Below are 26,753 nucleotides of genomic sequence, written 5' to 3'. Positions count from 1 at the left end.
CGCAGGAAGGCAATGGTTAGCATCACGATAGACGAACAAACACTGGAAGTGGAGGCAGGCTCGACCGTGCTGCAGGCCGCCGAGCGTTTGGGCATCGACATCCCGACCTTCTGCTACCTGAAGCGGCTGCCGGCGCTGGCCTCCTGCCGCATGTGCCTGGTGGAGATCGAAGGGCAGCGGCGGCTGCAACCCGCATGCGCGACCGCGGTCACAGACGGCATGGTGGTGCGGGCAAACACGCCGCTGGTCGAGGAAACACGCTCTTCCATGCTCGACATGCTGCTCGCCAACCATCCCCTCGATTGCCCGATCTGCGACAAGGGCGGCGAATGCGAGCTTCAGGACCTGGTGATGGCGTACGGGCCCCGCGAAAGCCAGTTCCGTGATGCCAAACGTGTGTTTCACTCCAAGGACATCCGCCTCAGCCCGGTCATCATCATGAACGTCAACCGCTGTATCCAGTGCCAGCGTTGTGTCCGGATGTGCGAGGAAGTGGTCGGCGCCGTCGCCTTGGGCACGGTTGAAAAAGGCATGGATACCGCCGTGACCGGCTTCGAGGGCAGCCTCGCGAGTTGCGACCAATGCGGCAATTGCGTCGAGGTCTGTCCGGTCGGTGCGCTGATGAGCTTTCCCTATCGCTACAAGGCGCGGCCCTGGGATCTGGCCGAGACCGACACGGTCTGCCCGCATTGCGGTACTGGTTGCCAGCTGACCGTCGGCACGCGCAAGGGCGAGTTCATGCGGGTCCGCTCGAAGCAGGAGAATGGGGTCAACCGAGAAACGCTTTGCGTGCGAGGGCGGTTCGGCCTCGACTTCGTCGGGAGCCGGGACCGGATCAAACGGCCGATGGTTCGCCGTGATGGCGCCCTCGTTCCGGTTTCCTGGGAAGAAGCGGGGGAGTATCTGCAGCGGCGGTTCTCTGCCGTCGAGGGAAAGGTCGCGGGCGGCCTAGCCTCGCCGCGCCTTCCCAACGAGGTTCTTTACCAGTTCCAGAAAGTGATGCGGACGGTGTTTCGGACCAACAACGTAGACTGCGGGTCGCGTTGGGCCACACCTTCCTATGCGCTTGGCCCATTGCTGGCGAGTTTCTACACACGGGCGCCACTGGAGGACGTGATCGGCTACGATTGCGTGCTGGTCGTCGGTGGCAACGTGACCGAGGAAAACCCGGTCACCGAATATCTGTTGCGGGACTGCGCGCGGCGACGGCAGACGGGCTTGCTCATGCTCTCGGCGCGGCCATCCCGTCTGGACGCCGATGCCCGGGCGGTCGTTCGCGTTCCGCCGGGTGGTGAGGCGGCGGGCCTTGCCGCGGTGGTGGACGGTCTCGTTGCGGCGGCCGGTCAGGCCGTGCCGGGCGAAGTTCCCGCGGATATCGGCGCACCAACCGGCAGGCTGGGCGCAACCGATGGTGACGGGGCGGACCGCCTCGCTGCTGCGCTGCTGGACAGTGGCAGCGTCACCGTTCTGGTCAGCGTCGACCTCCTGAGATATCCGCTTGCGCGCGCAGCATTACAGCAGATCAACAAGCTGCTGCGGCTTCTCCGTGCCCTTGGCAAGGACCTGGCGATGCAATTCCTGTTCGACCGTGCCAACCAGCTGGGCGCCTGGGACATGGGGGTTCTGCCGGCAGCGCTACCAGGACTGCGTGCCGTCACCGATGCTGCTGCGCGCGCAACTCTCGAACGGGCCTGGGGCGCCGCGATCCCGCCTGAGCCAGGCGCAGATTTCGGGACCATGCTTGAGCTCTGCGACGGCGGGCGGATGGGCGTGCTCTATCTCGTTGGAAGCGACCCAGTGATGAGCTATCCGGACCGGAAACGCGTCACGCGGGCGCTTGGCGCCGCCGACCTGCTGATCGTACAGGACGCTTTCCTCACGGACACGGTGGGCCTGGCCGATGTGGTGCTGCCCGCAGCGAGTTACGGCGAAGAATCCGGTACCTTCACCAGCAATGAGGGCCGGACCCAGAAAGTCTGCAAGTTCCGCGAAGCCGCCTTCGAGGCGCGGGGCAATCTGGCGATCCTCGACTTTGTCGCGGCGCTTCGAAATCAGCAGTTACGGCCGTCGACGCAAGCGGAAATCTTCGACGAGATGACCCAACTGGTACCGGCCTATCAGGGGCTGACGCTGAACGGGCTTGGCATTGACGGAGCATTTACCCGATCGGTGCCGACACCGCCGGCCGATGAGTTCCTCGCGGCGCCGTCTGCCATTCCGATTGCCGGCGACCGGCTCATGCTGATTACCGGCAACTGCCTGTTTCACAACGGATATCTTTCCGAACGCTCCGCGATCCTGAATACGGTCGCAGCCGACCCATATGTCGAGATGAGTGAGCGCGATGCCGCGCAGCTTGGTCTTGCGGATGGCGATCACGTGGCCGTGCGATCCACCCAGGGTGAACTGAGAGCGCAGATCAAGATCAACAGGCACTTTCCCAGCGGGCTCGTGTTCGTGCCGGAAAATTACCGAGACCTGCGTCTCAACAGCCTGATGCGGCAGGGCGAATACCCTTGTCCGGTGGAGGTTGAAAAGGTGCGCGCCGCCTTCGATGCGGCGGCGGGAGTCGGGGCAGCAACTGAAAATCCCGGCCGAGGCATTGCCGAGCTTCCGGGCAGTCCACCCTAATTCCCGCTCCCCGGTTTGCGCCCTCAGTGATAGGCGGTGCCGGCAATGTAGTCGTGCAGTGCCTGTTCATTGCGGAGCGCTTCTTCGAGCCGGTGCTTGACCACGTCGCCGATGCTCACCACGCCGGCAGGCGCGCCGCCGTCCATGACCAGGACATGGCGCGTGCGCCAATTGGTCATGATGGCCATCACAAAGGGCAGCAAATCCTCTGTCGAGCACGTCGCCACATTGCGGTTCATGATGTCGGCGACCCGCATAGTGGGCGCCTCGGTTCCGTATTCAGCCACTGCATAGCAACAGTCCCGTTCTGACAGCGTGCCCAGGCATTCCCCGGGCGAACGGCTGACGACCACGAAGCCGATATTGTTCGCCCGAAACAGCCGCAGGACTTCTTCCATCGTCTGATCCGGTGTAACCGAGATGAGGTTGGGAGACTTGCTTTTCAAAATTTGGCAGACATGCATTTGAGCCTCCTGTCTACGCGTTCCGGCTTGGCGGCGGACGCGCACTCACGTTTGCCGGATATTCCGCCACCAGTTGTACCCCTGCAGTTCGCTCGTCTCGACCAGAACGTCCCCGTCGGTGTTCAGGTGCGCCGCGACCACACCGCCGCCGGTCGTCGCCTTGCCCGGCTTGCCAAGCAGATCGTCACGCCCGATCACCAGGTCACGCGAGGAAAAACTCGAGAATTCGTATTGCTGGCCAAGCGCGATCGCGTCCGCTGGGCAAGCGTCCTCGCACAACCCGCAGAATAGGCATCGGGCCGTGTCGATCTCAAATTTTGCCGGCCGACGGTTGCCCTTCTCGTCTTCGTAGGGAACGACTTCGATGCAGTAGCAGGGACAGATCCGCGCGCAGAGTTCGCAGGCCACGCATTTGATCTCGCCCTGGTCGTCGCGCTTCAGGAAATGGTGCCCGCGGTAACGCGAATAAGGCAACCATTTTTCCTTGTCCGGATACTGCATGGTCACGGATTTGGAGAACATGTAGCCGAATGTCAGAGCCAAAGCTTTCGCTAGATCGGCGAAGAACACCCAACCGATCCATGTTCCAACTCTGTCTCCTGCGTGCGACATCGCCGCCCCGCTACGGAGCCCCTGCGGCTCCCAAAAGAACACCGGTTATAATTATGTTCGCCATCGACAGAGGAAGCAAGACTTTCCATCCGATCGCCATCAGCTGGTCGTAGCGATAGCGTGGGAAAGTGAAGCGGAACCATATGAATACATAGATGAAGAAGGCGACCTTGAGCACAAACCAGAGAAGCGGCGGCAAGGGGAGCAGCACGCCGTTCCAACCGCCGAAGAACAGGATCACCACCAGCACCGACACCAGCAACACAATGGCGTATTCGCTGACCATGAAGAATGCAAAGCGGATGCCGCTGTATTCGGTATGGAACCCGGCCCCCAGATCGCCTTCCGCTTCCGCCAGGTCGAAGGGAATACGTTGCGCTTCGGCTAGCCCGGCGACGAAGAACACGAAGAAGCCGACGGGTTGGTAGACGATGTTCCAGACATCGGCTTGCGCCCGCACGATCTCGAGCAGGCTCATCGATTGCGCCAGCATGACCACGCCGATGACCGCGAACCCCATTGGGATCTCGTAGCTGATCATCTGCGCGCAGGTCCTGAGGCTGCCCAGGACAGCATATTTGCTGTTGGCGGCCCAGCCGCCGAAGATGACGCCGTAGACCTCGATCCCGATCACCGCGAAGACGAATAGGAGCGCGACATTCATATTGGAGACGTAGAGCGTAATTTCGGTGCCGAGGACCGAGACGCTTTCACCGAAGGGGATCGCGACGAACACCACGAAGGGTGGGGCAAGCGCCAGGATCGGCGCCAGTTTGAAGAGGAAGCGATCGGCCTCGGCCGGGATATGGTCCTCTTTGGTTAGCAGCTTGATACCGTCCGCCAGCGGCTGCAGCAGCCCGTGCCAACCCACGCGCATTGGCCCCATACGCTGCTGGATGTGACCGGCGACCTTGCGCTCCACCCAGGTCAGCGGCAAGGGCAGCAGTAGCAGGATCGCAATCAGAAATGCGACCTTGAAGACGATCAGGCCAAGAGCGACAATAAGTTCCATGATCGGCGGCTACTTATTCATCGGGTTGAAACGACGCCCGGACGTTGGCTTCAGCTATACCTTGAACACTACGCTTGCCAAGCTTTACGGTACAGCGGTGATGCATTACTTGCAAAGCGGAAATCATTTCCGCATCGCTATTGGGCGCTTAGCGCAAACGACTTCACTCAAATCTTGAATTCGGCTGGGTCGTACATGTCTCAGCGCAATCAGCCCCCGCAACCAAATCAAAACCGGCGGACCGTCAAGGGAAAGCGCGTCACCGACTTCACCAATTCCCAAGGCGAAGCCGTTCGCCTGACGGAGGTTGTGCCGTTCCTCGTCGATCACGAATTGAAGCGTCTGGGCGGCGACTACGAGCAATCTAGAGATTGGGCCGATGTAACGTCGTGGACGGTCGGCAAGTTGCCGGTCCGAACCCGGTTTCATCCGGCTCGGCTGCTAGAAAACAGCTGGAGCTTCTGCCAGCTGTCGGCGCGCCAGCTGCCCCAAAGGTCGACGCGCGAGGCGGTCGTGCCTGTCACAACAACGAGGATCGGCTTGATGCTATAGCCGGCAAGCTCGCGCTCGAGCCTTTGCCGCTTGGCGCGCCCGGCGTGCATATTCAAGATGGCCGCGGGGAAAACCCGTTCTTCTGCTGTCGGGAAAGCGCGCCCGGCGGACTTTGGTCCTACTCTTGATCCGACTTCAGTCCGCTTTGACACAGGCCCGCTTATTCCGCACGCTGATAGCATGTTGGGCTGGTGTCACGAAAATGATGATCAAGAACTCTCTGCACCGACTTCTTTCGCCAACGGTCGGGCAAGAACGGGCGCCCAGGACACATGTTCTGGAGTCTCTTCTTGACCTTTGCCAAGCCTACAACGTGGCGGTCACGGAGCTGCACAGGTTGCAGCTTGAAACGCACCCGCGGCAGGATGTGATCCGGGAGTTTGAAGTTCTGTGTCGCGATATTGAAATGCGGCTCATGTCCTGTATTGAGAAGGTGGACCGTGCCGGCAAAGCCGAAGGTCCGCACTGAAGGCCTGCCACGGGTCGTTCGCGGCGCCTTGGCCCAACGCGTTTCAGCGATCAGGACTATCATTTAAAGGGGTTTGTCGAGGCGGTTGTCTCGGTTGAACTCATGCTATCGACGGCCGGTTTGCGGTCTGGCAGAGCATGCCCAATCTCGACAATCTGTCGAAGCCCGGGCAAAGTTCTGTTCTGAGGAGATGTCATGCCTACGCGTCGGAAGTTTCTTACCGCAGTCAGCTCGGGAGCCGTTTGTCTGTTCGCCACAGCCCTTCCATATACCGTCGGCCCTGCCGGCACGTTGCTGGAACTTGTTCCCCAGGCCGCTTTTGCCAAGAGTGGGGAGAATAACGGCAATGGTGGGGGCGGCGGCGGTGGTAACGGTGGAGGCAATGGCGGAGGAAATGGCGGTGGTAACGGTGGAGGAAACGGTGGAGGAAACGGAGGGGGAAACGGAGGGGGAAACGGAGGGGGCAGGTCTGGAAAAGGCAACTCGAGCGGCGGCAACGCCCGTGGCAATTCGACGGGTGCCCGCGGCGGTGCTTCCAGGGTCGGTGTGCGCCATGCCGATGGCATGAGTGAGGAGATCAATGGCGGCCGCTACATCATGAAGGATGCGCGAGGGCGCACGATCATCAACCGAAGAGCGACCCTGGCGGACTTGAAACGAATTCAGTCCCTCATTCAGTGAGGGGACGCCAATCGGCCGCGTCGCGCAGCACCATGGCAGCCTCTGTTCGGTTGGTGACGCTGAGCTTGGCCATGATCTGCGTCATATGGTGCTTTACTGTCTTTTCCTGAAGTTCGAGTTTCCGGGCGACGTGCTTGTTGCTCATGCCTGCGGCCACCAACTGCAGCACTTCATGTTCACGCGCGGTCAGGCTGGCGACCAGGGCAGACAGGTTTGATGGACCTCGCGTCCGATTGGAGAGAAGTTTGGCCGAGAGCGCCGGAGTGACGTAGCTCTCGCCCGTGGCGACGTTGCGTATGATTTCCGCCAAGGCTCGGCCACCTACACCCTTCAGCACATATCCCAGCGCCCCTCGTTCGAGGGCTGCAGTGACATCGTCGCTCGTTTCGGAAACGGTCAGCATGATGATTTTTTGCGACGGCGATAACTCGAGGATAGGTGGGATTGCGTTCAAGCCGCCCCCCGGCATGGATATGTCCAGCAGCATGACATCGGGACGCAGATTCTCGGCAATAAGCAGGGCATCATCCCTGGAACTCCCCTCGGCAACGATTTCGAAGCCGCCGATCTCCAGCAGGCTTCTTGTTACGCCCTCTCGAAACAAGGGATGGTCATCGACCACGGCTATGCGTATCGCTGTCTTCATACCGCTTTTGTCTCCTCGGTGCTGATTGTCATACGAACAACGGTGCCAGATGTTGAGACTTTAATCTCGAAGGCTCCACCCAAGCTTTCGATGCGTTCCCTTAATCCCTCAAGGCCAAGGCCCGTTGGCTCGACGCGATCCGGGTCGAAGCCAGGCCCATTGTCCCCGACCTCGACCGTCACCTGCTCACCCACCGTCGATTGCGAGACACGCTGGCCGACGCCGCCGCCATGGCGGTACGCGTTGTTGAGCGCTTCCTGCACGAAACGGTAGATGCAGATTTTGGCGGACAGAGCGAGGTGATCAGGCGGGTCGAAAACCGACAGTTCCACGGTCGTTTCCGTTCGCTGCTGATGGGCGTGAACGACCCGCTTCAAGATCTCGGTCAGGGTCGCTGTTTCTATCTGCGGCAGAACAAGACCGCTGCAGATCGTCCGGATCTCCTGCATTGCTTCATCGAGGCTTTCCTTGATTTCGGCGATGCTGCGCTCGCGCGTCGCTCCGGGTGTTTTCGGGTTCGTCAAAGCATCGCTGTCGAGCCGCAGGGAGGCGAAGGCCAGCAGTTGCGCCGGCCCGTCGTGCAGATCAGCGCCGATGCGGCGCAGATGACTTTCGTTGAGCGCCGCCGTGCGCTGCGAGGCCCGCTGGAGCCGCCCACGTAGAGCTTCGTTCTGCGCGAGCAGCGCTGAAAGCTGGGCGATACGGTCCTTGAGCGCATGGCGCTGCGTCTCAATGGTCCGGCTACCTCGCAGCACGATCGCAGAGAGAACCACGAAAAAAGCAAGCGTGAAGGCTGCGACCGCTAACCAGGTATAGAAGCGCGCTTGGTTTAAGCCGTGTTGGAAATCATAGGAGACCTCATGAAATTCAGAAACGGCGACAACCTCGCCCGACCACGGTTGCAGCACCGGATTGTAGATCTCAAGGATCGGCATGTCGGCTGGGCGTTTGTCTGACTGCTCCCCTGATTGATCGAAGAGCGCCACCATCCTGCCGGAGAATGCCGTTCGCAGCTCGTCGCTGAGCTCCAGCCGTTTTCCAATCTGGGCTTCGTCGCTTGAATAGAGAACCGTGCCGTCTGCCCGCCAAAGGCGGAAGGACACGAGACGGTCTCCCAAGGCGCCCTGACCAAGGGTTTCGTCGAGAGCGCGCGCGACACCGCCGTCGAGTATCTGGGTCGTCTGCATATCGGGCAACAACGGTGCTATCACACTGTCCACATAGAGAGCCGTGGTTGCGGCGGAGTTGCGAGTGACGGCCTCCTCGATAAGGCGTGAAACAAACGCCCCAACCAGCACCATTGCAGCCGCTGCAACAAGGCCGCCGATCAGCAGGAACTGCGATGCCAGTGAGCGGGCGTTCCAATTTTTGATGAGTTGGGTGGCGCGCACGAAATTTCCCGGTATCGACTGCTGGCCGCCAGCGTCTCTGTGGTACAACAAACCCGCGTTAACCTAAACGCTCGAACAGGCTGGTCAATGCCGTGGCTCGGTTCTCAATCCTTATCGGACCTTAGGCTGTCTGCCCGACAGGACCAAGGTCCTATAGGCCGCCGCAATGGTCCGGGGGGCATAGTAGCTCCCTTTTGCCCAAGATAAGTTACGCTTCTCTACAAACGCGGCCTTCATCGAAGTCGGTCCCGCGGCTATTCGAAGAGGAGTTTCTTATGGTTTTCGCGAAAGCAATCGCTCGTGGCGCCTTGGCGCTGAGTCTGGTCGTAGCCCCCGCGGTAGGCGGGATGGTCGGTGCGGCGGGCACAGCCCTGGCCAAGGAAGGCCATGGCAATTCCGGTGGCGGCGGCGGCGGTGGTAATGGAAATGGAAATGGCGGCAACCATGGCGGGGGCTCAGGTTCCAGCCATGGAAAATCGGGAACCGCGCGTGCAAGCAAGGACACCCGGTCGGGCAAGGCCAGCGCCAGCGACACGCCGACGTGGAAATCATTGTTCACACGTGGCAAAAAAGGCCCGGACACCGCGAAAAAAGCTGCCAAGGCCGACAAGTTGACCAAGGTGGAGCCAATTGAAGCTGGCGTCGGCACGCCGGGACTGCGCTCGCTGAACCGCAACTATCACGCTTATCTCAACTCGAACGATCCCCGTATGGCCGCGGTTGCCGCCTACGCCATCGCCTATGCAGAGTTTGAGGCTGAGAACGGCGTGGACGCCATCCCAAGCGACCCAGCCCTCAGCGATGAGGCTCTGCGCGATGCGCTTGCCGGCTTCTCGAAAGACGGTGTCGTAACCGATGATATGCTCGACGAAGCCAAGGATGTCCTTGGCGTCGGGCCTGACGTCGGCAAGATCGATCAGATCCGCGAAACGCTTCCTCCGGCACCCGTGAATTGACGGTTGTGGACCGCCATTCGGCGGGACCAGACAGTTGATCGCGGTCGGTCGATAACGGTGCGCCAACGATTCTCCGGTCTCGTGATCGATGAAAATCCGGAAGAGATTGACAGCCACATCAAACAAGGCCCGCAAACGAAATGTTTGCGGGCCTTTTGATGTTCTACAGCGCCGCACGTCTTATTAGACGCGCAAAGGTCGCTGTAGCCCTTTGAACTGCTGCATGTTTTTATCCTTAAACCCCGCCGCCATGAACACAGATTGCGCAACCTGGCGGCACGGCCGCTCCTTGCGGTGTAGTGCCATCAGGCGATTGCGCGCAGGGGCGTCATAAGTGCATGCATCTCGCCGGAGATCCCTGCTGCAATGTCGGCGCGCGCCATTGCCATATGCAGGTTGGCCGCGACGAAGCCGGTCGGATTTCCGCAGTCGAACGTGCGGCCGCCGAATTCGAAAGCGCGAATTTCCTGGTCTTTCATCAGGGTAATCATCGCGTCGGTCAACTGGATCTCGCCGCCTGCACCCGGCTCCTGGTTTTCGAGGATGTTGAAGATCTCCGGCTGCAGAATGTAGCGCCCTGAGATAAACAAGTTGCTCGGCGCCGTGCCCGGGGCCGGTTTTTCCACGAGGCCATCGACCAATGCGCCCCCAATGGTCTGCTTCAGGGAAACGATGCCGAATTTGTGAGCCTCTTCCGGCAAGCACCGTTCGACCGCCACGACATTGCCGCCATGTCGCTGGTGAAGGGTCGTCATCGATTGGAGGCAGGGTTCGTGATCGACCATCAGCATATCCGGCAGCAGCACGGCGAAAGGTTCGTCGCCGACGATGTGGCGCGCCGTCCAGACGGCGTGGCCAAGGCCACGCGCCTGCTGCTGACGCACGAATGAGATGCTGCCGACATCAGGCGTTGCCGTCGCCAGCCGATCGGCAAGCGGGTTCTTGCCGGCTCGCCGCAGCGTTGCGTCGACCTCGAATGCGTGATCGAAATAATCCTCGATAGCACCCTTCATGCGGCCGGTGACGATGATGACGTGTTCGATGCCCGCGGCAAACGCCTCGCTGACGATGTAGTCGAGGATCGGCCGATCAACGATCGGCAGCAGTTCCTTGGGAACGCTTTTTGTCGCCGGCAGCATTCGCGTACCGAATCCGGCGGCCGGGATGATCGCCTTGCGCACTTTGTTCTGCATGTCAGCACCTTTTCGCTTCAAGCAACTCGGGAGATTTTTGCGGGTGGGGATTTGAGGATGTCGTGCATCTTGTGCTCGACACCATTTTCAGTAAGGAAACGGTACATTTCGCCGTAGGTGTGGAACCAGGCACGGTTGTACCTGTCGAAGAGGGCCTGGTCCCAATAGTCCTCGAGGCAGAATGCCTGCTGCCCGAAGATGTCGAAACTGGGGATCTTGAATGTGTCGCAGAACTCGGCCGTTCGGCTGTCGTAGGTGCAGTAGATCGACGGAACCCCATTCGCCAGCGCCATGAGATTGCCGTGCAGGCGGTAGCCGAGCACCAGGTCCTGGGCGCGGATCAGCCGTTCGTAATCGGCAACCACATCGGAATAGAACAGCCTTTGCTGGTAGAGGCGCAGCATCGCCTCATCGAGATACCAAGACGATGTCCAATGGTCGGCCTTGAGAGCGGCGAGTGCTTCTTCACGCTGGGCCTCGTCTCCCAGGACAAGCTTCTTTTCCTCGACCTCGCCCTGCGTCAACAGCACGGTCTCGAAGCGCCCAGCCATGGTTTTCACCAGTTCGCGGTGGAAGCCGAGATAGCGTTCGATATCCTTGGCATAGGCATTGGAGACTTCTCGCCTGACGGTGACCCCGACCGTGCGGACCTGTTCGAGCGGCGGCAGCGTGATGCGCAATTCCGGATCGTTCAGGCGGAAGGCGGTCGGGCATCCGATGATCCGGACGTTGCGGATGCCGAGATCCCACAGAACCTCGGCCGAATAGGCGCCCCGCACACCGATTGATGCCGTCGATTCCGACATCAGGCGCAGAACGGCGCGCGTATCGTCGGAGAGCCTGATTTTTCCATCCACCGGCGCCTGCGCGCCGATGCCGAAGCCGATCACAGGCAGGCCGAGCGCCTTCAGGACCGTTGCTGCCGCCTCCCAGTTCATGGCGTCGTGAATGTAATTTGATCCGCGCAGGAACACGTAGTCGTATTCCTCGCGAAGCCGGGCGATGTCGCGTGGCCTGAATTCCGATATTTCGAGCACACCGAGTTCTTCGAACCGCAGCAGTTTCAGCGACGAGTCGAAGACGAAGGCATCGCCCATATTGTGGTAGTGGTTGATGTGAGACTGGATGTCTTGATGTTGATACCAGCGAACGCTGTCATGTGCGTAGACTTCACCGGCGGGGATCATGACCAATATGCGTGCCAAAAGCTTAATCCGTCATTGGAACTGTGACGAGACGCGCATCTCGACGCGATGTTCGCGTTGCGCGGCACCGTCTTTCTCGCGCAGCAGGCTGCGATAGACGCCCAGGTGTTCCCGTGCGCAATCCTTGGAGCTGAAGGGACCGCGCATGCTGCTGCGCAAGCGGTCCCAGACCGTGTCGTCGTTCAGGACCTCGACGATCCGATCCGCGAGGTGCTGGCCGTTGCCGGCGCGAAAATGCAGGCCATCAGCGCCATCGCGAACTTTCTCGGCCATGCCGCCAATGTCGGAGCAGATGATCGGCCGGCGGTGCAGCAGCGCTTCCTGGATGACGACGGGTGAGTTCTCCCACCAGATCGATGGGAAGATCACCCAATCGACGGAGCGCATGAGCTTCGGCAGATCCGCATTTTGGTAGCTGCCGTAAAAGCGCACCCGACGACCGGCTCGCTCGATCAGCTTCTTCATCCGCGCCTGGAATTCGACCGGTTGGCGTTCGAGATTGGCGCCAAAGATCATCAGGTAGGCGTCGTCGCCCCAGATCTCATCCGGTACGCGGCCGATGGCGTCGATCAGCACGTCGACGCCCTTGAACGGCGTCATCTGGCCGAAGAAGGCGAAGCGGTTGCGACGCGCGTCGCTTCGCGCAAGTTCGCGCGCGGGTGTCGCTTCCTCGCCCATGATCCCGTTTTCGATGACGTGAATGCGTTGGCGATCTATGCCCCACTCCGCATAGCGCTTGGCGAGAAAGGCGCTTGGCGCAACGAACGCGTCGACCATATCGAGGAGCATGGTGCGCACGAGCGCCTCACGCCGGAGGAACCTTGACGCCGGAATATCCGGAAAACAGCTGTTGCAGGCGGTCGGCGAAGCCTGCTCGCAAAGCTGGCCCGTCGGGCGTTTTACCATCTGGCCGTGGTTGTGGCAGATCGGCACGAATTCATGAAGGGTGAGAAGGATTGCCGCGTCTGGCAGTGCGGAGCGCACCGCATAGAGCGCCTCGAGACCGAACCCCAGAACGTGATGGAAATGAATGACATCCGGTTTCACGTCGCGCACGAAGCGCAGGAGATCGCGCTCGATCGACTCGACGTCCTCATTCGCCAGGTGAAAATGATCATAGGCATCGGTGTGGAACAACACCTCTTCCTGCGGCAGGCGCGCACTCATCAGCGCCGATGAGGCGTGTCGTTGCAGCGGCGGGGAGGCGGCCGCCAAGTACACGGATTCGACACCTTCCATCGCGTTCAGGCCGCGGTGCAGGTTGTGCGAGGCAATCTCCGCCCCTCCAAGCGAAAAGGAGGGGTGCGCATGCGAGATCACCAGGACGCGAAGCTTTTGTTCCCTCATGCGGAAATCCTGTCAAACGATCTTTGGCTCTGGTGAGCGCTTCGCCACCGCGACTTGAGTATTTCCGCATCGATGCGTTCGGCGAGAGCTGCAAGCTTGCCGTTTTGCTCTCCCGACATCGGCTCGTCGCAGCCGAGCAATTGGATCGACGGCAGCAAATAGGCAGCGGTGCCTGCCTGGTTGATCCGCAGGCCGATTTCGCAGGCCTTCTGTTTTGAGCCGAGATAGACGCCGCAATCGCGCATCGCGTCGTTCAGGACCGCACGCGGCATGATGCAGCATTCGAGCGACGCCACGTCGACCCGTGTCAATTGCAGTGCCGCAATCGCCATCAGCGGATAACCGGCATAGCGATCGAGCAGCAGTTGATCGCCGTCCTCGGAGAGCCAGCTTCCCGCCCATTTCACCGAGTGATCGTCATAGGCAAGCATCGGTGAAATCACGCTTCCGACGTGGGCCTCTCCGACTGCCGTCAGTGCGTCGTACCAGCCTTTGCCGGTAGGGACGAGTGAGCCCGCCATGGTTACGATCGTGTCGCATGAAACCACCTCCGCCCCGACGGACAGCAGATCGAAGCGATCTTGTGCCGCGGCCGCGCAGACCAGGCGGACCGAGAGACCATAAAACCGTGCCAGCTGTCTAAGACGGACGAGATCCCTCTGGAAGGCCGGCTTGCTGACAACGATCACGAGCGGAGCGCAGCGCGTCTGCGGGTCGAGCGCAAACAATGCGAGGAGCGGGCCGACTTCCGGCATTCCGACGGTGGAGCCGACGATGATGGGAACGCCGGCATTTTCGTCGAACACCCCGACGTCGATGATCGTTTCCATGCGCGGCGCGGCGCAGGCGGCCTTGGAGAGAAGCGGGACGATCTGGTGATCGACGATCGCCGGCAGCGCCCAGTTGGCGGCATCGAACAAAGACAATTGCTGGATTGCGGCCCGTCGCGCCGGCATCCGCTTGGGTGTCAAGGGCAGAAACGCGCGCCGACCTTCTCTCAAGGTCAGTTCAAGATAGGGTGTAGCGTCGAGATTGCCGCCAGGCAGTCTCGCATGGGCGACAAATCCGTGGGCCTGATCGTCGCTGTCGAGCGATGCCCGGAATGCGGGTTGATCGGCGAAGCTTTGCGAAACGTCGACCCGATCGAGGCGCGTCCAGATGTCGTCGAGCCTGGCCTCTGCGCCCGGCCGCCGCAGTTTGACGGAGGAAACATGGTGCTCCGGGTCGAGCAGCCAGCCCGAAATCAGCAGGTCGCCTTCATCGGTTTCGAACACCCGGTCGACGTCCAGGCGAACCGGGTATGGAAGGCTCGATATTGTGTCCTTGCCGGTGAACCCGTTTGCCGCCGAACGCAGGCGCAGCATGGCCTCTGGCGTTGCCCGGGCTTCGAGCAGCACGGACCGGATGTGGTCCGGAGTGTCCAGGGCCGCGCTGATCTGCCCGCGCGAATGCGCCGGTGTCAGGTGCCAGCCTCCGCCGGCATTGTAGACGATGCCTTTGAGCGCGTCGGCGCGCACCCTCCCGCCCGTTTCCAGAACGGCGACGAAGCCCAGTTCGCCCTCCGGTATATCCGGCCGGGCAAAACTGGCGACGAAACAATCGGCGACGGTCGTTGCGCCGGCTAGCAGATAGGCTTGGCAACGGCCGGGAACGAATGCGCGGCTCCAGCCCATGATGACGATGACGCCGTCATGGGTCTCTCCGACCAGTTCGATGAAGCCGTCGGACGGCTGCAGTGCCTTGATCAGCGAAAGTCCGGCGAAAACCCTGTTGCGGTTGCCCGGCTGCGCCATGAGCTGATCGGCGAGGCGACTGACGACGACGGCCGTTTCTCCTGCTGCGGTCTGCGCAATAAGGGTTGCGGCATCTTCGATCGAAATCGGTCTGGGGGCAACGATGAAGCGCTCGCTGATGCGCCCATCGTCAACGTCGATCAGCGAGATGGGCACATCGGGCTTCGGTTGCGTCAGGAGCGCCGCAAAACCGTGCGTCGCCGACGGCGACGATGCAGACAAGGGCCAGCTTGCAACAGAAGCGCCGTCTCGCGCGGGCTTTGCGCCATCGGCCCTGACGGAAACAGCGTGGCCCCTGGCTCGTCCGCTGCCAAGGACGAGCATGGTTTCCTGATCGATCCGAGCGGAAACGGCCCGACCCTTGCCGAAGCGCAAGGGTGCCCCCGCGGCGCGGGTGCCGTTGGTGCCAGCGGGTCTTTCATCGTTCGCCATCGTCTGCCGCATCATCATCTTGCCAGCAATGCCAGCAGCGCTCCGGCTGCAAATCCCATGAGGACGAAGAGAAGCAACACGAGCGGCCTGGTCTCGCCGCCCGCCCGTTTTTGAAGTGTGGAGAGTGTCTTCTCCATGCCCGCCACGACGCCATCCATTCGCAGCAGATGCACGTCCAGATCGTCGAGCCGTCGGCTCATCTCGGCACGAAGGCCGTCGATGCCGGCGCTCGGGTCTGCCGCTCCGTCGGTTTCCGCCGCATCTGCACCGATATGAGGTACGCGCTGCAGCGAACGTTGGGAAATCTGCAGCTGACGCTGCGCAGCCATCAGCACGTCCAGTTTGTCGAGCACCCTGGTCAATGGTGCTGCGATCAGCGCTTCGGCTGCCTGTTCGTCTGGTTGTGGCACGCGCAGGGGCTGCCCCGCTCCGTCTCCCGTAAACGCCATGACGACGAGATCGCGGCTGCGCTTCTGTACCGCCTCAGGCAGGGCGATTTCGAATGCGTGCTGGCCGTCACCGATCCCGTTTCGCTTGAGGTCCGGGCGATTGCGGTCGGCGATCGCTTCGGCGACCGGTGCGCCATCGAGGAGGACGCGCACTTTGAGCCGTTGGCCGGGGGCGGCGGGATCGTGCGCCCAGCCGAACAGGCGTCCCCCATCGATGGCATCGACGCGACCGTTGATGGGTTTGGCGCCTTCATTCTCGGGCGGCGGCGTGTCGAGTTTTTCTGCGACTTGGGCCATGGGTCCTCTTTATGCGGCCTGAACCTGCTGGAGATGGAAAAGAGCAAGGTAACGACCGGCTGTGGTGTCGATGTCATCAGGGCGAACGGCTCGGCCGGAAAGCTGGCGCAGAAGCGTCGGCTTTTCGATGACCTGCCGCATGGCGGCTGCGAGCTGGCGTGGATCGTCGGGTGCCACGGTCAGGCCATTGACGCCGTTCCTGACCAGTTCGACCATTCCGCCGATATTGCTGGCGATCACCGGGCGTCCCTGCGCTTGCGCCTCCTGGATCACCAGCGGCGCATTTTCCCACCAGATGGAGGGGACAACGGTGCAGTCGACGCCGCCGATGAGGGCTGCCACATCTTCTCGCCGATAGGGGCCGCGCCGCTGGACGAAGGGCGCGGTTTCGGAAAACAGGCGGTCGATGTCGGCGACGAATTCCTGGGTCTGAAACGGTGCGCCGCCATGGACGCGCAGCTCGAAGTCGACGCCATCGGCGATCAGCTGGCGCGCCGCCTCCAGCAGCACCTTTGTCCCTTTCCAAGGGTTCAGATTGCCGAAATAGCCGAAGACGGGGCGTCCGCTCTTGGGTTTGTCCTTGCCGGCCTCAAACGCCTGGGGCGGTAGGCCGTTGGCAATGACGGAGATGCGGTCTTCGGCAATTCCCCAGTCGACATAGCGTCGTTTCAGGAACTCGCTCGGCGCGGCGAAGCAATCAACCGTGCTCAGAAGCGCCTTGAGATGTTGTTCCCTGAGCGCGAAGCGGTCGGGCTTGATGTCCTTGAAGCAGGCGTGACAACGGTCCGGGCTTGAACCATGGCAGAGCTCCCGCTTGTCGGTGCGCACCATCAGGCCGTCATGATGGCAGATCGGGTAGTAATCATGCAGGGTCATGACGATCTTGCACGCCGGCAGCGTTCTGCGCACGATATGTGGAAACTCGGCGCCCATCAGCAGAATATGGTGGAGATGCACCACATCGGGCCGGAATTCGCGCAGCAGTTCCACCAGATCCGGCACGAAACCGTAAAGGTCGATCTGGCTCATGAAAAAGCGATCGAAATGCCCCGCCCAAAGCAGGATTTCGTCGCCTGTCGGCCCAATGGCCTGGAAACTCGTGCCCGGTCTGGCCTCGCGATGGACCTGGTTGACCGCGCCCAGGAACAGGGCCTCGTGTCCTGCGCGCTGGTAGGCGCGGAAGAGATCGTGCGCAAAGACTTCCGTGCCGCCGGGATGAAGGGCCGGATGATTGTGCGCCACCACGAGAATGCGCTTGCTCATGGGCGGCTCCGGTGACGCTCACCCACGAGCACATCCTGATAGTGTGTGCCGCCCGGTTCGCGCCAATGGCCAAAGGACTTGAGCGCGAGCGAGAGACCGGTGCGATTGAACGCGCCGTCGAGAAAACCATCGTCGAAGCCGACGGCGGCCAACGGCGGCTGACCCGGTACGAACCAGCAGGGCCCCTGGCCGGCGCGCTCGAAGGCAAGGCGCGGATCGCGCCGCCCCGTGGCATTTCGCCTGGCGATCTCGTCGACGATGAAGGCGGTCATGAACAGACGGCCGCCATGTGCCAGGACCCGGACGATCTCCGCCAGATAGGCCATGACCTCGTCGGCCGGCAGGTGCGTGACGACCGACGTCATGATGATGAAATCGAACTGCGCGTCTGCAAATGGCAGTTTCAGTTCGCGGCCCTTGATCGTCCCCGTCGGGTTGTAGAGATCATGGGCGATGTCGAGGCGTTGGAAGGTGAAGTTCGGATAGGTCGGCGTCACCGTCGACCGGCACCAGCGGATGCCGCCCTCCACGGGATCGAGGCCATCATAACGGCCTCGGTCGCCATCGAGATATTGGGTGAGCGGCACGGCCATGCGACCGATGCCGCAGCCGATATCGAGGACACGATGATTGGCCCGCAAGCCGCCCATGCGGATGAAATGTCCGAGAAACTCCGCGCCGATCGCACGGAAATCACCGTCGCCGACAAAAATGCTGTTCGCGTCCGGCTGCGGAAGGAACCGGTTGCGCGACACGCTGTCGGTCAGCCAGCGAAGATGTGCGTCGTCCAGTGGCGGTGGTGCACCGATTTCATCGCGGGGCAGGGCATCGATCATGCATTCGTCCATTCAATTGCGTGGTCATCGGGAGACGCGGTCTTGAGGCTGCTCGGCGATCGATAGTCGCGCGCCATCAGCGCGGCGATGTCATCGTCCCAGCGCTGTGTGTGGAGCCAGGAGTTGTATTGGCTGGCGACCCCGCGCATGTAGTCCTGGCTGCGCCGGATCGACTGGCGCTCGAAGTGATACAGGCAGGCCGACGGCTCATAGCCGATCTCGAAGCCGGCCCGGCGGATCTTCAGGCAAAGGTCGCTGTCTTCATAATCACCGATGATATAGTCCTCGGTGAAGCCGCCGACGCTCTCGTAGAGATCCCTCGTGGTGACGAGGCAGGCGCCCGTGACACCGGGAACCGTTCGCGCCTGCTGCGCCGGCATGTAGTCGCTGGGCATGCCCTTGTAGAAGTGGTGGTTCAGCCAGATCCCACGCTGGTCGCGGCCGAAATAGAGGCCTGCGTGCTGCAGCGATTTGTCTTCGAAGATCAGCCTGGGGCCGACCGCGCCGTACGCCCCGCTCATGATCGGATCTATCAGTGTCTGCACCCAGCCGGGTTCGCAGGGCACGACATCGGAATTGAGCATGACCAGAACGGAGCCGCGCGCCATACGCGCGCCGGTATTGCACGCCCGCGCGTAGCCGCCGTTCCGGTTCATGACCACCAGCCGCATGGGCAAACCGTGCAACAGGTGCAGCCCGCCGAGCAGATGCTCGGTCTCGTCCTGAATTTCCGGGGAATCCAGAACGAAGACCAGTTCCGCGTTTTCCATGAGCCAGGGGTCCGTCGCCATGCCCGACAACTGGAAGCGGAGAAAATCGAGAACCTTGTAGAGCGGGATGACGATGGAAACGAGCGGTGCATGCTGCGGCAGGCCGTAGTCTCTCGTCCGCTTGACCTCGACCGTCTTGCCCAGGCGTTGCTCCACTTCTCTAAGCGCCGGCGCAAGTATCGTGCGGAATGCATCGTCGATGGCATGTTGCGGCGGCACCGCGCGCAGGATCTGGTTTCGCTGCAGCACGGGTTCGAAGGGTTGCGGCGGCGGGATGAGGGATTTCACGGCCCCGGAGGCAAGCCGCATCTGAAAACGCGGCTGAAGCAGTGGGCCGAGCGGTTGATCAAGGGGTAGCCGGGCAACGAAGCCGGTCACGTCCGTCTTCGATTTGTCGGCCTGTGTCTGCGCCCATCCGGGGAATTCGTAGATATTGCCGTCCAGCGGCACCGCTTTGCCATCCGCCTGCAAATAGTCGATGCCGGCGAGCATGGATGACGGATCATGATACCATCCGCCGACCAGCAGGCTGTCGGAAAGGGCGAGCGCCAGGTCGACCTGTCCGGATGGCTGCTGTGCCGCTCTCGGAACGTGACGTTCTTTCAAGGGCGCCCGGACCTGCAGGTCGATTGCGGTCGCCGGTCCACCGTTCGGCCAGGCGGCGAGATGCTGAACGAGCAATTCGCGCAGTTCGAGCGCGTCGCGATTGTCTGCCCACCAGCGCGTAAGGCTTGGACATTGCGCTTCGCGCTCGGAAAGCTGTCTTATGGCGATGCCGTTCTTGCTGAGCAGCACAATCTGGAAGGGTGGGCTGAGGCTTGGCATCTCGGCAATGAAGTGGCAGGCCTGCCAGGCCGAGCGTGTGCCGCGACGGATGACCGCCTTCGGCCTTAATTGGCTGACGCTTGCCGCGCCCACGACATAGATCCCGAGCTTGTCGTCGAACTCCGGATTGATGGTCGTTTCGATCAAGAACCGTCCGCGGCCCAGCTCGCAGGTGATGCGCGCCGGTCGAGGCGTTGGCGCCAATGCGTTGAGGGCGTCTTCGACGATAAGTGAGAAATATGGGTCGCTAGCGACCTTGAATGCGCTTCGCCACGTCGTCAGCAGGACGTTGAGAAATCTGATACGCGCTTCCGGCGCGAGTTCCAGGAACAGCTGCTCCATGTCGAGGGGAGGCAGACCGCTTGCCGGTTCGATGTTGATCGGCACTACGCTGTCGCTGCCTTCGACGGCAATGACGGCTGACATCGGCGCTCTCGCTGTCCGCATCGCCCACAGCGTTCGCTGATGTCCGTCAACGAGCGCAAGAGTTACGCTCACGAGCGGCACCGGCGGCTCTGACATCGTCAGCACCGGCCGCGTTGGAATTGGCAGCCCCGGCGGCAGGTCCCAGATGAGAACAGCCAGGTCCGACCCTAAACGAAATGCCTTTGCGTCCCGATGATCGGTATTCGGCTGCTTGATATCGCTGAACGGCAAATTCAATCCCTCTTGGAGTGCGCGCCCTGCGGGAGGAATGCAGGGCACGCCTAGTCCACGCTTAGTGAACCGTGAAATAGTTCTCGGGATTTGCGTGAATGTCGTCGACGTCGACGTTGACCAGGGTCAGTGAATCGCCGTGGCCGAGGTCGATGATGACATTGCCGCCGACCTGGGTGACCCGCGAAGCGAGGTCGTCAGGCGAGGTGATATCGAGACCATTGATGCCCTTCGAGATCTGCAGCAGATCTTCGCCGGGCGTGAAGTCGAGGATGACGTCGTTGCCGCCGCCGCCGTCGAATACGAAGACGTCACTGCCGGCACCGCCAACCAGGAGGTCGTCGCCAGCGCCGCCGTCGATGACGTCATTGCCGCCACCGCCGAAGAGCATGTCGCTGCCTTTGCCGCCGGACAGGAAGTCGTTACCCTGACCGCCGAGCAAAATGTCGTCGCCTTTGCCGCCGGAAAGGAGATCGTCACCCCATCCACCGGTCAGCGTATCGTTGCCGTTCTCGCCATAGAGAACGTCGTCGCCTTCGCCGCCAAACAACGTATCGTTGCCGTTGCCGCCGAAAAGCTGGTCGTCACCTTCGTCACCGAAAATGATGTCATGTCCGTTGCCGCCGCTCACGAAATCATCACCCGCTCGAGCATGGATGAAATCGTTGAAGCGAGAGCCGAACAGCGCGTCGTCGTATGCGCCGCCTTCTAGTGTGGCCATCTGCCTCTCCTCTTGGTGGATAAATCGCACGTCCACCGACCAGGTCGATGTTGATGCGCCGGGAGTGTGCATCGGCCTCGAATATATTTCAACATAGATTCCAGATTAAATCATGAAATCTTCGCGACATTATTGCCAATGTTCGTGGGAAATCAATACAGAAATTAAACTATGCATAGTTTTTCGCGATTCATTGGGTAGTTTAGCGGCAAACTAGTTCAATATTTGTAGTAATTTACTACGTATCCCGCTTGCCGGCGCTGGATCAATCTTCCCTGAAGGCGCGATTGAAGCTTTCTGTCAGCGGAGACACCAGGTAGTCGATGGCGCGGCGTGCCTTGTGCACGATCAGCACCTCGGCAGGCGCCCCCGGATACAGGCGAACATCGGGATCGGCGGCAAGAGACGCCGCATCGATCTTGGCGCGAGCGGTGAAATAGGAGGCACCCGACTTCTCATCGACCGTCTGGTCCGCGGCAATGTAGATCACCGCGCCATTGAAGGGCATGCGCGAGCGCTGATTGTAGGCGGTCAGACGGATCTGCGTCGGAGAGCCCACCGATATGCTGTCGATGTCACGAGGGTTGACGCGCATCTCGACGACCAACGGCTCGTCTTCGGGTACGATTTCCATCAGGGGCTGGCCGGGCGTGACAGCGCTTCCGGGGGTACGCAGCCAGATGTTGCTGACCACGCCTGCCTGGGGCGAGCGGATTTCCATGCGCCGCAAGACATCCTTTGCCGCAACGATCTGTTCTTCGACATCCGTCAGGTCGATGCGCGCCGTGGTGATCTCACCCGCGATGGTCGATTGAAACTCGCTTTCGATGCCGATCAGCGCGAGTTGGGCGCCAGCCCTTGCCTTTTCTGCCTGCGCCTTGTCGCCGGCCAGTTCGCCGCGCGCTCTGGCGAGCTCACTCAGGCGCGTATCGACCTCTATGAGCTTCGCGCGCTGCACGAAGCCCTTCTCGACCAGCGTGGCGATTGCGGTGCGCTGTTCGGTGATGAGGGCGATCTGCCGGTCGGTCGCTTCAAGCTGAATGAGCAGCGATTTTGTCTGTTCGCCGTATTCCTCGATCGTTTTCGTCTGAACGTCGACGCGCCCGGCCTTGGCCTCGTGTCGCTTGTCGAAGAAGACATTCTCCGCCTTGATCGCTTCGTCGACGGCGATCTCGCCGGCTTCGCCGAAATTTTTAGGGAAGGCGATTGCGGCGGCGCCGTCCTGTTCCGCCTTGAGCCTGGCGAGCCTGGCAATGAGGCCGATGCGACGGCTGGTGAGGGCATTCAAGTTGGAGCGTGCCCGCGTGTCTTCCAAGAGGATGAGCGGCTGACCCACGGCCACCTGTTCGCCCTCCTGAACCAGAAGGCGCCCCATGACGCCTCCTTCGAAATGGCTGATCGTCTTGCGCTTGGAATCGACGATCACGCTGCCGTTGGCAACGGTCGCGCTGCTGAGTTCCGTCGACACCGCCCATGTGAAGAAGCCGCCGAAGGATACGATGATGGTCGCAAGCCCCGCGACCATCAGGCGGCGAAGCGCGCGTTCGGAATGCGCCTCATCGATATCGGCCAGGGTCGGTGCCGCCTGAGGGGCGATTTTTGCCAGCGGTCTGACAACGGGCTCTGAAGGCTGCGGACGAAGCGGAAGCATGTGTTTGTCGGTCATGCGGAAGCAACCTCGCGCCGAGTTTCGCCGGGCCCAGGCACGGTCGTCAGGATATCCGTTCGCGGCCCAAACTGGCTGATGCGACCATTTTCGAGGACAAGAAGCTTGTCGGCGACCTGCATGATCGATGGCCGGTGGGCGATCATGATGACGATGGCACCCTGGTCGCGCATGCGCTGGATCGCACGCACCAGCGCGCGCTCGCCCAGCGAATCGAGGTTGGCATTTGGTTCATCGAGAACGACTAGGCGCGGGCGATTGTAGAGGCAGCGCGCCAGCGCGATGCGCTGCCTTTGTCCACCGGAAAGCGTCAGGTGACCATCGCCGACGGGCGTGTCATAGCCGAGCGGCAGGCGGCCGATCATCTCGTGCACTTCTGCAAGCCGCGCGGCCTCGATGACCTTGTAGGGGTCCCCATCTTCCATTCTGGCGATGTTTTCGCGGATCGTGCCCTCCAGCAGCGATACCGATTGCGGGAGGTATCCGACCGATTCCCCGAAGGACCCGCGCTCCCAAAGGTAAGTATTGTGGCCATCGAGAAAGACCCCGCCCGAGGTCGGCTTCAAGATGCCGACCAGCAGCCGGGCCAGCGTCGATTTCCCGGCGGCCGACGGGCCGACCACGCCCAACACTTCGCCGGGGGAAAGCGAGAAAGAAATGCCCTTGATGATCGGAACCTCGACGCCGGGGACGGCGTAAACGAGTTTATCCACAATCATGTCGCCCACGTCGCCGACCGAATGGGGCGTTGGTGTCGTCTGGCGGATTGCCAGATCTTCGCCGATCGCCGCCTCGAGCCGGCGCCAGCCGGCAATGGCAAGCACCCATTGGCGCCAGTTTTCAATGATCGTGTCGAAGGGGATGAGCAGACGGCCGACAAGGATGCTCGAAGCCATCATCGGGCCGGGGGTGATGGCCTGGTCGAGAACCAGCAGGGCGCCGGCGGCGAGCGTGATCACCTGGATCGAATAGCGCAGGCTGCGCGTCAGCGACGCCATCGCCCTGCTCCTGGTCCCTCCGGCCTCAAGAGCGCCCAAAGCGTGGATTTGCAGGCCGCGCCAGCGCTTTGCGAGCGCCGGCAACATACCCATCGCCTCGATCGCTTCGGCGTGCCTAAGGGAGCCGGCGATCTTTGAGACCGCTTCGACATTCGCCTGGTTGGCCTCCTTGGTGAGCTGGCGCGTCATCAAATCGTTGACCAGTCCGCAGCACACGAGCAACACCACGGACACGACGCCGATCAGGCCGAAAAGCGGATGCAGCAGGAACAGCGCCCCTAGAAAAATCGGGGACCAAGCGGCGTCGAGCGGCGCGACCACCGCCGATGAAGTGAGGAAGCTGCGAAGTTCCGACAGGTCGCGGAGGGATTGGGCGGCGCGAGTAAGCCCCTGGTTCACCGATGCCTGCACCGCCGATGCCAGAACCGGAGCATTCAGTCTTCGCACGATGGCGCTGCCCATCGCCTGGAAAGCTAGGGCTCGGATAAGATCTAGGACCCCATAGACGACCAATGCGCTGATCGCGAGCAGCGTCAGCATGGTAAGCGTATCAAAGCTCTGGCTGTTGAGAACCCTGTCATGAATCTGCAACATGAACAGCGGTATCGTGAGTTGAAGCAGGCTTATGCAGACACTGAGCAATGCGGCGTAAAGTGATACGGAAAGAAACACACGCTTGGCTTGCAATATTAGCAATCTTGGATTGATAATCTCATCCTGGCGCAGAACCCCTAAAATTTGAGCGTTGCTTATCGTCTCGTTCCGAACAGTATCACGCATGGGCGGTAGCCTGAGGTTGACGTTAAAGCCATCCGTGGAGGACGTCTGGCTTTAAAATATGGTGAAGCGTAGTATTGCTTCGCTATGTGTGGCACAAAAGTAAGAGGTAATGCAAGTTCAAGGTAGAGGGGAGGGGTTGTTGTAGTCTGGTTTACTTCAAGATTTGAAGTAAATTTCGAAATGGAGAGTTGGATGAATGAAAGAGTACTCTATCCGTCCACGGGGATCAAAGATGTGGCGTTGCTCCAGCAGGAGGACCAGACGTCGAAGGCGGTAGGAGCCCACGATCAAACCGAAGCCGCGAACGATTGCCGACAGCTGACCTATTTCGAGCTTGCGCGCCTGATGGAGAGGGTGAGCAGGCGGTTTTCCGGTTTGGTGCGCGCCGAGCTGACCAAGCTGCGTGTCGACGACATCGGTCCGGCTCAGGCCATGGTCTTGCTGGCAATCGGAGATGCCGAGCTTTCGGTGGCCGAGCTGCTCGATCGCGGGCACTATGTGGGCTCGAACGTGTCGTACTATCTGAAGCAACTGGCAGATGGCGACTACATCGATCGGGTTGCCTCCCAGCGCGACAAGCGTTCGGCGCGCATCAAGCTGACGGAAAAGGGCCGGCTGCTGAGGGCGAACTTGCGCGACGCGGCGATGGCCTACGAGCGGGCGCTCAATCGCGGCCATCAGGATCGCCAGAACCTGGAGACCGCCTTTCAGACCCTGCATCAACTCGAACTCGTCTGGGGCAGCGCGTCACGTTACGACATGTGACCGGGCGGAACCCAATGTGGACGTCATTCAGGTAGCGGATTAGATAGCATGCATGTGGCATTTGTTCATCGGCGCGGCTTCGGCCAGTTCGCCGCGTTGGCGGCTGACCTGGTGCGGTCGGGCAACAGCGTCAGCCTGATCACCGAAACCGTGGATCAGAAGATTCCGTCCGTGCGCGTCATTCGGCACCGGGCCGAGCCCGGGCCGCGCATGTCCGCGGCCATCGCTCGGCACATGGCGGTGCCGGATCACCATGCCCGGATCGGACATCGCGTTGCCGAAACGCTCGATGCGATGACGCGACAGGACATGACGCCGGACATCGTCGTCGGCCACATCGGCTGGGGCAGCATGATGTTCGTCAAGGATGCCCTTCCTCGCATTCCGGCCCTTGGCTACTGCGAGTTTTTCTATCGGTCGCAGGGGGCCGATATCGGCTTTGCGCCCGACGATCAACCCGACCTCGAAGAGCGCAAGAGATTGCGACTGCGCAACGTCGCGCAATTGCTGTCACTGGAAGCCATGGATGGCGGCATCAGCCCCACCGAATGGCAAAAGAGCCTTTATCCCGCCGATACGCGCGAGCGCATTGCCGTTTGCCACGAAGGTATCGATACCGCGCTGTTCCGCCCCAACGCTTCGGCGTCGGTGCGGCTTCCGGACGGTCGCGTGCTGAAGGCCAATGATCCGCCGGTGGTCACCTTTGTCGCCCGCGATCTTGAGCCCTATCGTGGTTTTCCCCAGGCACTGCAGGCCGCCGCACAGGTCGTGAAGAAGCGCCCTGACACGGTTTTCGTCTTCGTCGGAGGTGACGGAACCAGCTACGGGCCGCCGCCTCCTGGTGGTGGTTCGTGGAAATCGCACCTGCTCGCCTCGCTCGACGTGCCGCCTGACAACATCATCTTTCCAGGCGTTGTCCCGCACCACATCCTTCGCCAACTTTTTCAGGTCTCCGCGGCCCATGTCTACATGACCTATCCGTTCGTGCTTTCCTGGTCCGTGCTCGAGGCCATGGCATGCGGCGCCTTGGTTATCGGATCCGACACGCCTCCGGTTCGCGAAGTCATTCGCTCGGGTCACAACGGTATCCTTGTGTCGTTCTTCGACGCCGACGCGCTCAGTGAAGCAATCCTCGGCGCCGTCAGCAATCCGCAGGCGTCCGTCGGCATGCGGGCGGCAGCGCGAAGGACTGTCGAGCGGCGCTTCCGGCTCGAGGATTGCCTGCTGCGTCAGCGAGACCTCATGACAACGATGACGGGGCGTCCCCCAGCAATGTGACAATAACATTTCAAGATACTTCAAATATTGAAGTATTTGTTATGTTTATTGTTGGGTTGGCTAT

23 protein-coding genes and 1 pseudogene are annotated in these 26,753 nt (G+C 61.2%); 8 read left to right on the top strand and 16 right to left on the bottom strand.

All coding sequences use genetic code 11. The features are described from left to right. The first annotated feature begins 12 nt into the window (after nt 1-12). Entirely contained in the window at nt 13-2,631 is a 2,619-nt protein-coding gene (nuoG, locus tag ASD00_RS19260; RefSeq protein WP_057208361.1) for an NADH-quinone oxidoreductase subunit NuoG, read from the top strand. A 23-nt stretch (nt 2,632-2,654) separates the two neighbouring features. Here the strand turns inward: nuoG and ASD00_RS19255 are convergent, their stop codons facing one another. The 3 genes from ASD00_RS19255 to nuoH are packed head-to-tail and all read right to left on the bottom strand — an operon-like array spanning nt 2,655 to nt 4,719. After that, nucleotides 2,655-3,095: a CBS domain-containing protein gene (locus tag ASD00_RS19255; RefSeq protein WP_025431440.1), complete on the bottom strand. Its 441-nt coding sequence runs from the start codon at nt 3,093-3,095 to the stop codon at nt 2,655-2,657. Between the two features lie 45 nt (nt 3,096-3,140). Next, on the bottom strand, nt 3,141-3,707 hold the full coding sequence (locus ASD00_RS19250; protein WP_057208358.1) for an NADH-quinone oxidoreductase subunit I: 567 nt from the start codon (nt 3,705-3,707) through the stop codon (nt 3,141-3,143). Between the two features lie 10 nt (nt 3,708-3,717). After that, nucleotides 3,718-4,719 carry an NADH-quinone oxidoreductase subunit NuoH gene (gene nuoH / locus ASD00_RS19245; RefSeq protein WP_057208356.1) on the bottom strand — a complete coding sequence of 334 codons (1,002 nt, stop codon included), beginning with the start codon at nt 4,717-4,719 and terminating at the stop codon, nt 3,718-3,720. Between nuoH and ASD00_RS40205 the strand changes: the two genes are divergently transcribed. The 4 genes and pseudogenes from ASD00_RS40205 (at nt 4,718) to ASD00_RS40765 (ending at nt 6,421) form a co-directional block, all read left to right on the top strand. Beyond that, nucleotides 4,718-4,897, top strand: a complete 180-nt coding sequence (locus ASD00_RS40205; protein ID WP_156585684.1) for a hypothetical protein — start codon at nt 4,718-4,720, stop codon at nt 4,895-4,897. The two genes, nuoH and ASD00_RS40205, sit on opposite strands and share 2 nt — an antisense overlap. Before the next feature lie 65 nt (nt 4,898-4,962). Then, a pseudogene (locus ASD00_RS41805) lies at nt 4,963-5,183 on the top strand (type 1 glutamine amidotransferase domain-containing protein); the annotation flags it as partial. A gap of 290 nt (nt 5,184-5,473) precedes the next feature. After that, nucleotides 5,474-5,740: a hypothetical protein gene (locus ASD00_RS19235; protein WP_156585683.1), complete on the top strand. Its 267-nt coding sequence runs from the start codon at nt 5,474-5,476 to the stop codon at nt 5,738-5,740. Nucleotides 5,741-5,935: 195 nt separating this feature from the next. After that, a complete protein-coding gene (locus ASD00_RS40765) occupies nt 5,936-6,421 on the top strand; it encodes a hypothetical protein (protein WP_162249738.1) in 486 nt (161 codons plus the stop codon). Here ASD00_RS40765 and ASD00_RS19225 read toward each other — a convergent pair. Both ASD00_RS19225 and ASD00_RS19220 read right to left on the bottom strand, forming a co-directional pair. Continuing rightward, nucleotides 6,411-7,067 (bottom strand): response regulator transcription factor, encoded by a 657-nt coding sequence (locus ASD00_RS19225; RefSeq protein ID WP_057208345.1) that lies wholly within the window; start codon nt 7,065-7,067, stop codon nt 6,411-6,413. The genes ASD00_RS40765 and ASD00_RS19225 overlap by 11 nt on opposite strands. Then, on the bottom strand, nt 7,064-8,458 hold the full coding sequence (locus ASD00_RS19220; protein WP_057208343.1) for a sensor histidine kinase: 1,395 nt from the start codon (nt 8,456-8,458) through the stop codon (nt 7,064-7,066). Before ASD00_RS19220 ends, ASD00_RS19225 begins: the two co-directional genes overlap by 4 nt. Nucleotides 8,459-8,733: 275 nt before the next feature. Here ASD00_RS19220 and ASD00_RS19215 point away from each other — a divergent pair, with 275 nt between their 5' ends. Continuing rightward, nucleotides 8,734-9,414, top strand: coding sequence for a hypothetical protein (locus tag ASD00_RS19215; protein ID WP_057208341.1), 681 nt, complete (start codon nt 8,734-8,736; stop codon nt 9,412-9,414). A 305-nt stretch (nt 9,415-9,719) separates the two neighbouring features. Here the strand turns inward: ASD00_RS19215 and ASD00_RS19210 are convergent, their stop codons facing one another. From ASD00_RS19210 to ASD00_RS19160, 11 genes are all read right to left on the bottom strand, one after another. Next, nucleotides 9,720-10,607, bottom strand: coding sequence for a UTP--glucose-1-phosphate uridylyltransferase (locus ASD00_RS19210; RefSeq protein WP_057208339.1), 888 nt, complete (start codon nt 10,605-10,607; stop codon nt 9,720-9,722). Between the two features lie 17 nt (nt 10,608-10,624). Next, nucleotides 10,625-11,812: a polysaccharide pyruvyl transferase family protein gene (locus ASD00_RS19205; protein WP_057208337.1), complete on the bottom strand. Its 1,188-nt coding sequence runs from the start codon at nt 11,810-11,812 to the stop codon at nt 10,625-10,627. 12 nt (nt 11,813-11,824) lie between these two features. Then, entirely contained in the window at nt 11,825-13,159 is a 1,335-nt protein-coding gene (locus ASD00_RS19200; protein ID WP_025431422.1) for a glycosyltransferase family 4 protein, read from the bottom strand. Beyond that, a complete protein-coding gene (locus ASD00_RS19195) occupies nt 13,156-15,384 on the bottom strand; it encodes a hypothetical protein (protein WP_063963304.1) in 2,229 nt (742 codons plus the stop codon). Before ASD00_RS19195 ends, ASD00_RS19200 begins: the two co-directional genes overlap by 4 nt. 14 nt (nt 15,385-15,398) lie before the next feature. Continuing rightward, complete coding sequence (locus ASD00_RS19190; protein ID WP_057208333.1) at nt 15,399-16,130, bottom strand: hypothetical protein; 732 nt, start codon at nt 16,128-16,130, stop codon at nt 15,399-15,401. A 9-nt stretch (nt 16,131-16,139) separates the two neighbouring features. Beyond that, nucleotides 16,140-17,393 (bottom strand): glycosyltransferase family 4 protein, encoded by a 1,254-nt coding sequence (locus ASD00_RS19185; protein WP_057208331.1) that lies wholly within the window; start codon nt 17,391-17,393, stop codon nt 16,140-16,142. After that, nucleotides 17,390-18,229: a class I SAM-dependent methyltransferase gene (locus ASD00_RS19180; protein WP_057208421.1), complete on the bottom strand. Its 840-nt coding sequence runs from the start codon at nt 18,227-18,229 to the stop codon at nt 17,390-17,392. Before ASD00_RS19180 ends, ASD00_RS19185 begins: the two co-directional genes overlap by 4 nt. Further along, nucleotides 18,226-20,250, bottom strand: coding sequence for a glycosyltransferase (locus tag ASD00_RS19175; RefSeq protein ID WP_244496090.1), 2,025 nt, complete (start codon nt 20,248-20,250; stop codon nt 18,226-18,228). Before ASD00_RS19175 ends, ASD00_RS19180 begins: the two co-directional genes overlap by 4 nt. 292 nt (nt 20,251-20,542) lie before the next feature. Beyond that, the gene (locus tag ASD00_RS19170; protein ID WP_025431416.1) at nt 20,543-21,202 is read right to left on the bottom strand and encodes a calcium-binding protein; all 660 of its coding nucleotides are present in this window, start codon (nt 21,200-21,202) and stop codon (nt 20,543-20,545) included. Nucleotides 21,203-21,467: 265 nt separating this feature from the next. Beyond that, the gene (locus ASD00_RS19165) at nt 21,468-22,868 is read right to left on the bottom strand and encodes an HlyD family type I secretion periplasmic adaptor subunit (RefSeq protein ID WP_057208329.1); all 1,401 of its coding nucleotides are present in this window, start codon (nt 22,866-22,868) and stop codon (nt 21,468-21,470) included. After that, nucleotides 22,865-24,646 (bottom strand): type I secretion system permease/ATPase, encoded by a 1,782-nt coding sequence (locus ASD00_RS19160; RefSeq protein WP_057208327.1) that lies wholly within the window; start codon nt 24,644-24,646, stop codon nt 22,865-22,867. The genes ASD00_RS19165 and ASD00_RS19160 overlap by 4 nt, the downstream gene beginning before the upstream one ends. A gap of 192 nt (nt 24,647-24,838) precedes the next feature. Between ASD00_RS19160 and ASD00_RS19155 the strand changes: the two genes are divergently transcribed. Together ASD00_RS19155 and ASD00_RS19150 are read left to right on the top strand one after the other, a co-directional pair. Further along, on the top strand, nt 24,839-25,411 hold the full coding sequence (locus tag ASD00_RS19155) for a MarR family transcriptional regulator (protein WP_082523640.1): 573 nt from the start codon (nt 24,839-24,841) through the stop codon (nt 25,409-25,411). A 48-nt stretch (nt 25,412-25,459) separates the two neighbouring features. Further along, on the top strand, nt 25,460-26,689 hold the full coding sequence (locus ASD00_RS19150) for a glycosyltransferase family 4 protein (RefSeq protein ID WP_057208323.1): 1,230 nt from the start codon (nt 25,460-25,462) through the stop codon (nt 26,687-26,689). The last annotated feature ends 64 nt before the right edge of the window (nt 26,690-26,753 follow it).

The organism is Ensifer sp. Root31 (assembly GCF_001424825.1).
GTDB classification, from domain to species: Bacteria; Pseudomonadota; Alphaproteobacteria; order Rhizobiales; family Rhizobiaceae; genus Ensifer; species Ensifer canadensis.
This window is presented reverse-complemented; position numbering and strand designations above follow the sequence as displayed.

Coding starts and splice junctions, on each gene's coding strand:
- ASD00_RS19225 (WP_057208345.1), bottom strand. CDS start 7,067: ATGAAGACAGCGATACGCATAGCCGTGGTCGATGACCATCCCTTGTTT.
- ASD00_RS19185 (WP_057208331.1), bottom strand. CDS start 17,393: ATGAGCAAGCGCATTCTCGTGGTGGCGCACAATCATCCGGCCCTTCAT.
- ASD00_RS40765 (WP_162249738.1), top strand. CDS start 5,936: ATGCCTACGCGTCGGAAGTTTCTTACCGCAGTCAGCTCGGGAGCCGTT.
- ASD00_RS19195 (WP_063963304.1), bottom strand. CDS start 15,384: ATGGCGAACGATGAAAGACCCGCTGGCACCAACGGCACCCGCGCCGCG.
- ASD00_RS19155 (WP_082523640.1), top strand. CDS start 24,839: ATGAATGAAAGAGTACTCTATCCGTCCACGGGGATCAAAGATGTGGCG.
- ASD00_RS19255 (WP_025431440.1), bottom strand. CDS start 3,095: ATGCATGTCTGCCAAATTTTGAAAAGCAAGTCTCCCAACCTCATCTCG.
- ASD00_RS19160 (WP_057208327.1), bottom strand. CDS start 24,646: ATGCGTGATACTGTTCGGAACGAGACGATAAGCAACGCTCAAATTTTA.
- ASD00_RS19235 (WP_156585683.1), top strand. CDS start 5,474: ATGATGATCAAGAACTCTCTGCACCGACTTCTTTCGCCAACGGTCGGG.
- ASD00_RS19170 (WP_025431416.1), bottom strand. CDS start 21,202: ATGGCCACACTAGAAGGCGGCGCATACGACGACGCGCTGTTCGGCTCT.
- nuoG (WP_057208361.1), top strand. CDS start 13: ATGGTTAGCATCACGATAGACGAACAAACACTGGAAGTGGAGGCAGGC.
- ASD00_RS19180 (WP_057208421.1), bottom strand. CDS start 18,229: ATGATCGATGCCCTGCCCCGCGATGAAATCGGTGCACCACCGCCACTG.
- ASD00_RS19165 (WP_057208329.1), bottom strand. CDS start 22,868: ATGACCGACAAACACATGCTTCCGCTTCGTCCGCAGCCTTCAGAGCCC.
- ASD00_RS19150 (WP_057208323.1), top strand. CDS start 25,460: ATGCATGTGGCATTTGTTCATCGGCGCGGCTTCGGCCAGTTCGCCGCG.
- ASD00_RS19200 (WP_025431422.1), bottom strand. CDS start 13,159: ATGAGGGAACAAAAGCTTCGCGTCCTGGTGATCTCGCATGCGCACCCC.
- ASD00_RS19210 (WP_057208339.1), bottom strand. CDS start 10,607: ATGCAGAACAAAGTGCGCAAGGCGATCATCCCGGCCGCCGGATTCGGT.
- ASD00_RS19190 (WP_057208333.1), bottom strand. CDS start 16,130: ATGGCCCAAGTCGCAGAAAAACTCGACACGCCGCCGCCCGAGAATGAA.
- nuoH (WP_057208356.1), bottom strand. CDS start 4,719: ATGGAACTTATTGTCGCTCTTGGCCTGATCGTCTTCAAGGTCGCATTT.
- ASD00_RS19175 (WP_244496090.1), bottom strand. CDS start 20,250: ATGTCAGCCGTCATTGCCGTCGAAGGCAGCGACAGCGTAGTGCCGATC.
- ASD00_RS40205 (WP_156585684.1), top strand. CDS start 4,718: ATGATCGGCGGCTACTTATTCATCGGGTTGAAACGACGCCCGGACGTT.
- ASD00_RS19250 (WP_057208358.1), bottom strand. CDS start 3,707: ATGTCGCACGCAGGAGACAGAGTTGGAACATGGATCGGTTGGGTGTTC.
- ASD00_RS19215 (WP_057208341.1), top strand. CDS start 8,734: ATGGTTTTCGCGAAAGCAATCGCTCGTGGCGCCTTGGCGCTGAGTCTG.